This window comes from Cupriavidus basilensis, assembly GCF_029335485.1.
Lineage (GTDB): Bacteria > Pseudomonadota > Gammaproteobacteria > Burkholderiales > Burkholderiaceae > Cupriavidus > Cupriavidus basilensis_E.
This window is the reverse complement of the sequence record NZ_JARJLM010000098.1, coordinates 1-10297: the sequence shown is the minus strand read 5'-3', so window position 1 is coordinate 10297 and position 10297 is coordinate 1. Positions and strand designations below refer to the sequence as shown.

The 10297-nt window shown below is 67.4% G+C and carries 7 protein-coding genes; 3 read left to right on the top strand and 4 right to left on the bottom strand.

The annotated features are described in order from the left end of the window. Positions 1 to 459 precede the first annotated feature (459 nt). The 4 genes from P3W85_RS05815 to P3W85_RS05800 form a co-directional block, all read right to left on the bottom strand. Positions 460 to 1857 (bottom strand): MFS transporter, encoded by a 1398-nt coding sequence (locus P3W85_RS05815; RefSeq protein WP_276264071.1) that lies wholly within the window; start codon positions 1855 to 1857, stop codon positions 460 to 462. 286 nt (positions 1858 to 2143) lie between these two features. Then, positions 2144 to 3715: a benzoate-CoA ligase family protein gene (locus P3W85_RS05810; protein ID WP_276264070.1), complete on the bottom strand. Its 1572-nt coding sequence runs from the start codon at positions 3713 to 3715 to the stop codon at positions 2144 to 2146. Between the two features lie 84 nt (positions 3716 to 3799). Beyond that, positions 3800 to 5350 (bottom strand): 3,4-dehydroadipyl-CoA semialdehyde dehydrogenase, encoded by a 1551-nt coding sequence (locus P3W85_RS05805; protein ID WP_276264069.1) that lies wholly within the window; start codon positions 5348 to 5350, stop codon positions 3800 to 3802. A 10-nt stretch (positions 5351 to 5360) separates the two neighbouring features. Beyond that, positions 5361 to 5825, bottom strand: coding sequence for a DUF4863 family protein (locus tag P3W85_RS05800; RefSeq protein ID WP_276264068.1), 465 nt, complete (start codon positions 5823 to 5825; stop codon positions 5361 to 5363). Between the two features lie 89 nt (positions 5826 to 5914). Between P3W85_RS05800 and P3W85_RS05795 the strand changes: the two genes are divergently transcribed. The 3 genes from P3W85_RS05795 to boxB all read left to right on the top strand — a co-directional run bounded on the left by P3W85_RS05795 (position 5915) and on the right by boxB (position 10258). After that, a complete protein-coding gene (locus P3W85_RS05795) occupies positions 5915 to 6889 on the top strand; it encodes a helix-turn-helix transcriptional regulator (RefSeq protein ID WP_276264067.1) in 975 nt (324 codons plus the stop codon). A gap of 152 nt (positions 6890 to 7041) precedes the next feature. After that, positions 7042 to 8700: a 2,3-epoxybenzoyl-CoA dihydrolase gene (gene boxC / locus P3W85_RS05790; RefSeq protein WP_276264066.1), complete on the top strand. Its 1659-nt coding sequence runs from the start codon at positions 7042 to 7044 to the stop codon at positions 8698 to 8700. A gap of 130 nt (positions 8701 to 8830) precedes the next feature. Then, entirely contained in the window at positions 8831 to 10258 is a 1428-nt protein-coding gene (boxB, locus tag P3W85_RS05785; RefSeq protein ID WP_276264072.1) for a benzoyl-CoA 2,3-epoxidase subunit BoxB, read from the top strand. The last annotated feature ends 39 nt before the right edge of the window (positions 10259 to 10297 follow it).

Below are 10297 nucleotides of genomic sequence, written 5' to 3'. Positions count from 1 at the left end.
GCCGGCAATCGGCTGCGTGGGACGAGCGGGAGCGCAAGGAGGCCGCGGAGGTCGAGCAGGGGCGATAGCGCTTCCGCTTCCGCGAGAGATTGCCGGCGTGCCTGGCTGCGGGGGGCGATGGGACAGCATGGCTGCCCTGCCGGGTGGGCGGATGCGCTAAGTCAATCATTCACGCATTGCAGCATGGAGCCCTGCTGCCTTCCCACGAATTTTTGCGTAGATGCTTACTCGGTTCCGCGCTTGCGTTCGCCGGAAGAGTGCGCTAGCGGGCCCGCGCCGAGGCGGCGGGGCCGATCAACGAAGGCCTGGCGGGGAATGCGGGAGAGCGGCCCGGGGATGGCGCGCGAAGGACCGCTGTTGCCTGGCGTGCAATGTGTGCCGGCCCTGTGCGCGGACGGACAGGGCCGGGTTTCCTTCATTGCCGGAGCCGATCCGGCCGCAATGGCGGCGCCTTGGAACTCAGGCGGAGCGCCGTGCTTCGCTTGCCCCATGCGGCGCGGCGGACAGGGCAGCGGGGCCATGATGCCGGGTCTTGCCGGCCGGATGCTGCGCCGATGCCGAGCGGCCGTGATCGATCAGCAGCACCGCCACCATGGCGATCACCGCCGGCACGGCGATGGCGATGAAGTTCTGCTGCAGCGGCAGCGCCATGCCCACCAGCGCACCGATCACGATCGGCGCCAGGATGGCCCCGCTGCGACCGACGCCTGACGCCCAGCCGATCCCGGTGCCGCGCACGGCCATCGGGTAGAACTGGCCAGCATAGGCGTAGGTGACGATCTGCGTACCGATGGTCGAGGCGCCGGCCAGCGCCACCAGCACGAAGAGTACCCCGGTCGGCACCTGGTAGCCCAGCAGCGTGATCGATACCGCTGCCAGCCCGTACATCCCCACCAGCACATGTTTGATATTGAAGCGGTCGGCCAGCCACCCGCCGCCGATGGCGCCGATCATGGCGCCGAAATTCAGCACCAGCACGAAGGTCAGCGCCGAGCCCAGGCTGTAGCCGGCGCCGGCCATCATCTTGGCCAGCCAGGAACTGAGCGCGTAGACCATGAACAGGCACATGAAGAACGCAACCCAGAACATCACGGTGCTGAAGCCGCGGCCGTCCTGGAACAGTTTGCCGATGGGCGCATCGGCGGCCTTGTCTTCGGCCGGCAGGGCGAAGCTGTCGCCCGGTTGCGGCCGGTAGCCCGGCTCCATCCTGGAGACAACGCCCTTCAGCGTATCGATGCGGCCTGACTTGATCAGGAACGGCATCGATTCCGGCAGCCATTTCAGCACGGCGGGGATCAGCAGCGCCGGCAGGCCCGCTGCGATAAACACCGACTGCCAGCCGTAGCTCTCGATCAGGCCCTTGCCGAGCAGGGCGGCCAGCATGCCGCCCACGGAGTAGCCGCTGAACATCAGCGTGACCATGGTGCCGCGGATCCTGCGCGGCGAGTATTCGGTCATCTGCGCCACCACATTGGGCATGACCCCGCCGATGCCCAGGCCGGCCAGGAAGCGGGTGACGCTGAATGCGATGGGGTCGCTGGTGAATCCGGCGGCGGCGGTGAAGGCGCTGAACAGCAGGATACAGATGGCGATGGCCCGGCGCCGGCCGATGCGGTCGGCCACGGTGCCCATGAAGATGGCGCCAAACATCATGCCAAACAGCGCGGAGCTGACCATGAAGCCGGCGCTGGTGGCGTCCACCCCCATGCTCTTCATGATGGAGGGCAGCGCGATGCCGACCACGGCGAGATCGTAGCCGTCGAAGATGATGATCAGCGCGCACCAGAACAGCACCAGCCCGTGGAAGCGGTTGAAGCGGGCCTCGTCGGCCAGCTTGTGGACATCGATTTGACGCATGGGTTGTCTCCTTTTCTTGGCTCTTTGGATTTTCTTGAGGGGCTTCTGCGAGGGGGGGCATTGCAAGCAATCCCTCTCCCACTTGTGGGAGAGGGGCCCGGGAGAAGGCGGGCGCTTCAAGCGGTGCGGCACGCTGGATAAAACCATTGGCTTCGCTTCCAGTGGCTCCGGTCAAGCCACCCTTCTCCTCGCCCCCCTGATGGGAGAGGGCGTAATCGCCGTCGTCATTCCAGACGGCGCTGGCGCATCCTGTCAGTTTCGCCCGGCGCCTCGGGGATCGGCGATCTCAGGCCGGCGCGCCCTCCAGCTCGCGCAGCCTGAAGCGCTGGATCTTGCCGGTCGCCGTCTTCGGCAGCGCGTCCACGAACTCGATCGCGCGCGGATACTTGTAGGGCGCCAGGCGTTCCTTGACGAAGGCCTTCAGGTCCGCGTCGCTGACCAGCGCGCCGGCTTTGCGCACCACGAATGCCTTGGTCTTGATGAGGCCTTCCCGATCGGGCACGCCGATGACGGCGGCTTCCAGCACCGATGGATGCTCCATCAGCGTGGCTTCCACCTCGAACGGTGAGACGTAGATGCCGCTGACCTTGAGCATGTCGTCGCTGCGCCCGGCGTAGCAGTAGCTGCCATCGGTATTGCGCACATACTTGTCGCCGCTCTTGGTCCACCCGCCGCGAAAGGTTTCGCGCGATTTCTCGCGGTCGCCCCAGTACATCAGCGCCGCGCTCGGGCCCTGGATAAAGAGGTCGCCCACCTCGCCGTCGGGTACCGGGCGGCCGTCCTCGTCGCGCAGTTCGACCGCGTAGCCCGGCACCGGCCAGCCCGTGGTGCCGTAGCGCACTTGCCCAGGGCGGTTGGACAGGAAAATATGCAGCATCTCGGTGGAGCCGATGCCGTCGATGATCTCGCAGCCAAAGTGGGCGGTGAACCGTTCGCCCAGGTCCGCCGGCAAGGCTTCGCCAGCGGAGGAGCACAAGCGCAGCGCGACCTGCGCGCGCGCAGGCAGTCCGGGGGCGGCGAGCATGCCGGCGTAGCCGGTCGGCGCGCCGAAGAACACCGTGGGCCGGTTTGCCAGCCAGCGCCTGAACGTGGCCTCCGGCGTCGGCCGCTCGGCCATCAGCACCACGGTGGCGCCGACGCTGAGCGGGAAGCTCAGCGCGTTGCCCAGGCCATAGGCGAAGTACAGCTTGGCCGCCGAGAAGCAGGTGTCCTGCTCGCCCAGGCCGAGGATGGGCCGGGCGTAGAGCTCGGCGGTCCAGTAGGGATTGGCCTGGCTGTGCAGCACGCCCTTGGGGCGGCCGGTGGAGCCCGACGAATATAGCCAGAAGCCCGGGTCGTCCGGGCCGGTGCCGGCGGGCGCGGCCAGCGGCGCGTGGCGTTCGACCAGCGCGTCGAGCGCGGTCATCCCCTGGTCCAGCGGCCCGGCGGGATGCGAGACGATCACCGTCTTCACTTCATGATCGCCCTGGGCGAAGGCTTGCCGCAGCACCGGCAGCAGCGCGCCCGATACCAGCACGGCCTGCGCGCGGCTGTGCTGCAGCATATAGGCATAGTCGTCGGCCGTGAGCAGGGTATTGACCGCCACCGGCACGATGCCGGCGTAGATGGCGCCGAGAAAGGATACCGGCCAGTCGTTGCAGTCGTGCATCAGCAGCAGCACGCGCTCTTCGCGGTGAATGCCGCTGGCCTGCAGCGCGGCGGCCATGCGGCGGATGCGCTCGGCCAGCTCGCCGTAGCTCAGGCTGCCGTGGTCGTCGATATAGGCGGTCTTGGCCGGCCTGCCGACATTGCGCGCAATGAGGTGCTGGGCGAAATTGAATGGTGTCCCCGGCGGCTGGACCTGTGGTTCGGCTGTCATGCTTGTCTCCCCGTATCGATGGATCGATGTCTCGGTGGGTTTGCGGCCGCGCGCCGATCTGGCGGCATGGATCGGCGGCGAGGCTTATCGGTATAGATGCGCCAGCACATCGGTGCTGGCTTGCACGGCGCTGCGCCGGTGGTAGAAGGTCAGCGCCCGCAAGCCCCCCAGTTCCTCGCCGCCGCCAGCGCGGCCGGGGCCGCCGTGCAGCGACTGCGGCATGACGTTGCCGTGGCCGGTGTGCAAGGCGCCCACGTCGGGGGAAACCACATGCACGCGCCCGTGGCTGTCTGCCAGCGCGATGGCGGTGGCGGCAAGCGCGGCGGCATCGCTGCCGTACAGGGACGCCACCAGCGAGCCCTGCCCGCGCCGCACCAGCGCCAGCGCATGGCCGGCGTCGCGATAGGGCACCAGCGTGGCTACGGGGCCGAAGACCTCGGTGTCGTGGACGCGATCGGCGGCATCCGCGTCGCGCGTGCCCAGCAGCGTGGGACCGGCGCAGCAGGCCACGGCCGCGTCGGCATCGACCAGCGCGTGCGTGGCGCCGTCGTGCAGCACTTCGGTTTGCGCCCGCAAGTGTTGCAGGCCTGCGCGCACGGCCTGCAGCTGCGCGCGGCTGACCAGCGCGCCCATGCGTACCGACTCGTTGCGCGGGTTGCCCACGGTGACCTTGCGCAAACGTGCGGCGATGGCTTCGGCGGCTTCGCCATACTGTGCTTGGGGCACGAAGATGCGGCGGATGGCGGTGCATTTCTGCCCCGACTTGACCGTCATTTCACGCGCGGCTTCCTTCGCCAGCAGGTCGAAGGCCTCGCTGCCGGCCGCTTCACCGGGCAGCAGCAGGGCGGAGTTCACGCTGTCGGCCTCGATATTGACGCGCACCGAGCGCTGCGTCACTGCCGCATGCGAGCGGACCAGCGCGGCGGTCTCGGCCGAGCCGGTGAACGACACCACGTCGAACGGCTGCAACTGGTCGAGCAGCCCGGCCGCGCTGCCGCATACCACCGACAGGCTGCCCGGCGGCAGGATGCCAGCCTCGATCACGTCCCTGGCCATGCGCTGGGCCAGCCAGGCGGTGGCCGTGGCGGGCTTGACGATCACCGGCACGCCGGACAGCAGGGCCGGCGCGGCTTTCTCCCACAAGCCCCAGCCCGGAAAGTTGAAGGCGTTGATCAACAGCGCCACGCCGCGCGTGGGCACCAGCACATGCTGCGACTGGAACAGCGGCTCCTTGCCGAGCCGCGCGGCCTCGCCATCCAGCAGGTAGCGCCGCTCGCCCAGCGATTCGCCGAGCTTCGCATACATGGCGAGCGTGAAGATGCCGCCATCGATGTCGACCGCTGAGTCGTTCTTCACGGTGCCGCTGTTGGCGGTGGCGATGTCGTAATAGGCGTCGCGGTTGGCCTGCAGGACCTTGACGATGGCAGCCAGCATGGCGGCGCGCTCGCGGTAGGTCAGCGCGCGCAAGGCCGCGCCGCCTTGCGCGCGGGCGTAATCGAAGCCCGCCGCAAGGTCTAGCCCGGTGGCGTCGACCCGCGCGAGTTCATCGCCAAGTATGGGGTCGAACAGCGCCGCGCCGCCGCGGGTGCCGGCCTGCCAGCGGCCGCCGAAATAGTTGGAAAGCAATGCCGTCATGGCGCCGTCCTCAGCGGGTGAAATCGATGCGCCCTTCGGGCAGCAGGTAAAGGACCAGCGCGCGGCCCTGCGTGACGGTGGGCCGGTGCGCACTGCCCGGCGGGCAGACCAGCCAGCCCGCCGGCCGGCCATCGAACCGCGCCTCGCCCTCGACGGGCATGATCAGGTCGATCTCGCCGTTGGGATGGGTGTGATGCGGTCCGGCGATGTCCTGCATGTCGACCACGTCGACCGAGAAGCCGTGCAGATCGGCGGCCGGCTTGAAGATGCGGCCATAGCGGATGCCGCCGCCTTCGCGGTCGCACAGCCAGCCCTCGGCAACGCCTGCCTCGCAGGCGGCCTTCAATTCGCGATACGTGGCGCTGCCGGCGCCGTGCTCGGCGTTCAGCCAGGCATCGAGGGCGGCATCCAGCGGCCGGCCGGCAATATGCGCCGTGAGCCGCGCGATCTGCCCGCGGAATTCGGTAGGGGACATCTGGGGGACTCCATTAGACTTGGGTGGGTTGCATACCCGCGTTTCATGCATTATTGTGCATGAGTGAAACATAGAGCCGTCATCAAATCATGTCAAGCACTATATTGCATGTTCCCGGGTTAACGCGGGCCTCCCCAGATGAGCGCGATGCGGACGCCATGCGGCGCGACGGCGCCGGCGCAGCGGCCGGTCACGGGGAGAAAAATGCCTTCCTGGTCTCGCTGGGCGAGCGCGTACGCGAGCTTCGCGCGCGGCGCGGCCTGACCCGCAAGGCCACGGCGCAGGCGGCCGATGTGTCCGAGCGGCATCTCGCGAACCTGGAGTACGGCAGCGGCAACGCGTCCATCCTGGTGCTGCTGCAGATCGCGGCGGCGCTGCATTGCTCGCTGGCCGAGCTGCTGGGCGATGTCTCCACCTCCTCCCCGGAGTGGCTGCTGATCCGGGAACTGCTGGAACACCGCGACGAAGCCACCCTGCGGCGCGTGCGCGTCGCCATCGGCGAGATGCTGGGCACCGGCGGCGGCAACGCCGCGCGCAGCCCGCGCGTGGCGCTGATCGGCCTGCGCGGCGCCGGCAAGTCGACCCTGGGCGCGATGCTGGCCGACGATCTCGGCTTTCCCTTTGTCGAACTCAGCCGCGAGATCGAGCAGTTCGCCGGCTGCAGCATCTCGGAAATCCAGGGGCTGTATGGCATGAACGCCTACCGCCGCTATGAGCGGCGCGCGCTGGAAGAGGCCATCCAGATCTATCCGGAAGCCGTGATCGCCACGCCGGGCGGCCTGGTCTCCGACCCGGCCACCTTCAATCTGCTGCTGGCCCACTGCACTACGGTGTGGCTGCAGGCGGAGCCCGAGGATCATATGAGCCGCGTGCGCGCCCAGGGCGATCTGCGCCCCATGGCCGCCAGCAAGGAGGCGATGGAGGATCTGCGGCATATCCTGGCGGGCCGGGCGGCGTTCTACTCGAAAGCGGAGTTCAGCGTCGATACCAGTGCCGAGCCGCTGGAACCCACCTTCCAGGCGCTCCGGGATGTGGTGCGCCGCGCCTTGCAGCTGCCGCTTTAGCCACCCGGTCCGGGTGGGCGGATGCTCAGGCGCCACTCAACAGGAAAGATGCACAATAATGCTTGACGATGGTTTTGTGAATGCACTATAGTTCTTTCATCAACACCCGAAATCACTGCACTATTGTGCTTCATCGCTGAGGAGACACAGCCATGACTACCGCCCCCCGCGTCGACTACCAGACCGACCCGTCCCAATACAAGCACCTGAAGCTGACGTTCGACGGTCCTGTTGCCACGCTGGCGGTGGACATCGACGAGAACGCCGGCCTGCGTCCCGGCTACAAGCTCAAGCTGAACAGCTATGACCTCGGCGTCGACATCGAGCTGAACGATGCGGTCAACCGCATCCGTTTCGAGCATCCCGAAGTGCGCACCGTGGTGGTCACCAGCGGCAAGGACAAGGTGTTCTGCTCCGGCGCCAACATCTTCATGCTCGGCGTCAGCAGCCATGCCTGGAAGGTCAACTTCTGCAAGTTCACCAACGAGACGCGCAACGGGCTGGAGGATTCGTCGCAGCACAGCGGCCTGAAGTTCCTCGCCGCGGTCAACGGCGCCTGCGCCGGCGGCGGCTACGAGCTGGCCCTGGCCTGCGACGAGATCATCCTGGTCGACGACCGTTCCTCCGCCGTGAGCCTGCCCGAAGTGCCGCTGCTGGGCGTGTTGCCCGGCACGGGCGGGCTGACCCGCGTGACCGACAAGCGCCATGTGCGCCACGACCTCGCCGATATCTTCTGCACCACCACCGAAGGCGTGCGCGGGCAGCGCGCCAAGGACTGGCGCCTGGTGGACGAGATCGCCAAGCCCGCCGTGTTCGCGCAGACGGTCCGGGAACGCGCGCTGGCCCTGGCCGCGCGGAGCGACCGTCCGGCCGACGGCAAGGGGGTGCCGCTGACCCCGCTCGCGCGCACGCTTGAAGCCGATGCCTTGCGCTATGCCCATGTCACCGTCGAGATCGACCGCGCGGGGCGCAAGGCCACTTTCACCGTCAAGGCGCCGTCGGGCCCGCAGCCGCAGAGCCCCGGCGCCATCGCCGAAGCCGGTGCCGCCTGGTATCCGCTGCAACTGGCGCGCGAACTGGAAGACGCCATCCTGTCGATGCGCACCAATGAACTGGACATCGGCACCTGGCTGATCAAGACCGAAGGCGACGCCGCCGGCGTGCTGGCCATGGATGCCACGCTGCTCGCCAACAAGGAGCACTGGCTGGTGCGCGAGACCATCGGCCTGCTGCGCCGCACCTTCTCGCGGCTGGATGTGTCCTCGCGCAGCCTGTTCGCGCTGATCGAGCCGGGCTCCTGCTTTGCCGGCACCTTCCTCGAACTGGCGCTGGCCTGCGATCGCAGCTACCACCTGGCGCTGCCGGACGACGAAGCGCGCGCCCCGAAGATCACGGTCGCCGAGACCAACTTCGGGCTGTACCCGATGGTGACCGGACAAAGCCGCCTGGGCCGCCGCTTCTACGACGAGCAAGCGGCGCTGGACGCGGTGCGCGCCAGGGCCGGCCAGCCGCTCGACGCCGATGCGGCCTTCGCCGTGGGCCTGGTCACCGCCAACCCGGACGACATCGACTGGACCGACGAGGTGCGCATTGCCCTCGAAGAGCGCGCGGCCATGTCGCCGGACGCCCTGACCGGCATGGAGGCCAACCTGCGCTTCAACGGGCCGGAGAACATGTTCACCCGCATCTTCGGGCGCCTCACCGCCTGGCAGAACTGGATCTTCCAGCGCCCCAACGCGGTGGGCGAGAAGGGTGCGCTCAAGGTCTATGGCAAAGGCGACAAGGCCGCGTTCGACTGGAACCGGGTCTGATCCGGCGTTCCGCTTCATCGCCATCGAGCAGCTCGAGCATCGTTGTGCGGCGCCTGTCCAGGTGGAGCGCCGCAACCGAAACCGCACTCTCTCCACCAATGCCAATGCATAGCCAGATACGGAGACCATGATGTCCGGCATCAACTACAGCGACAAGATCCCCAACAACGTCAACCTCAGCGAAGACCGCACCCTGCAGCGCGCGCTCGAGCAATGGCAGCCCAACTACCTGAGCTGGTGGAACGACATGGGCCCGGACGGCTCGCAGAATTTCGACATCTATCTGCGCACCGCCATCAGCGTCGACCCGCAGGGCTGGGCGCACTTCGGCCATGTGAAGATGCCGGACTACCGCTGGGGCATTTTCCTGAACCCCGCGGAAGCCAACCGCAAGATCCATTTCGGCGACCACAAGGGCGAGGATGCCTGGCAGGATATCCCTGGTGAATACCGCGCCAACCTGCGCCGCATCATCGTGACCCAGGGCGATACCGAGCCGGCCTCGGTGGAGCAGCAGCGCCACCTCGGCCTGACCGCGCCGAGCATGTACGACCTGCGCAACCTGTTCCAGGTCAACGTGGAAGAAGGGCGCCATCTGTGGGCCATGGTCTACCTGCTGCACAAGTATTTCGGCCGCGACGGCCGCGAGGAAGGCGAAGCGCTGCTGGAGCGCCGCAGCGGGCAGCAGGACAACCCGCGCATCCTGCAGGCGTTCAACGAAGAGACCCCGGACTGGCTGTCGTTCTTCATGTTCACCTACTTCACCGACCGCGACGGAAAGTTCCAGCTATGCGCGCTGGCGGAAAGCTCGTTCGATCCGCTGGCCCGCACCACCAAGTTCATGCTGACCGAGGAAGCGCACCACATGTTCGTCGGCGAGAGCGGCGTGTCGCGCGTGATCCAGCGCACCTGCCAGGTCATGAACGAACTGAAGACCGACGATCCCGCCAGGCTGCGCGCTGCCGGCGTGATCGACCTGCCGACCATCCAGCGTTACCTGAACTTCCACTACAGCGTCACCATCGACCTGTTCGGCGCGGACGAGTCGAGCAATGCGGCCACCTTCTACAGCACCGGCCTCAAGGGCCGCTACGAGGAGGGCAAGCGCACCGACGACCACGTGCTCAAGGGCCAGACGTACAAGGTCCTGCAGGCGTCCGGCGGGCATCTCACCGAGAAGGAAGTGCCCATGCTCAACGCGCTCAACGAAGTATTGCGCGACGACTACATCAAGGATAGCGTTTCCGGCGTGGAGCGCTGGAACAAGGTCATCGAGAAGGCCGGCATTCCGGTTCGCCTGAAGGTGCCGCACAAGGCATTCCACCGCAATATCGGCGCACTGTCGGGGGTGAAGGTTTCCCCGGACGGCCGCGTGGTTTCCGAGGCGGAATGGAAGGCGAACGTGGACCAGTGGCTGCCGAGCGAAAGCGACCGCGCCTTTGTGGCCAGCCTGATGGGCCGCGTGGTCGAGCCCGGCAAGTTCGCCAACTGGATCGCGCCGCCGGTGATGGGCATCAACCGCCAGCCGGTGGATTTCGAATACGTGCGCTTCAACTGAGCGGCATGCGAAAGCACGCGGAAGACACACGCAAGAGAT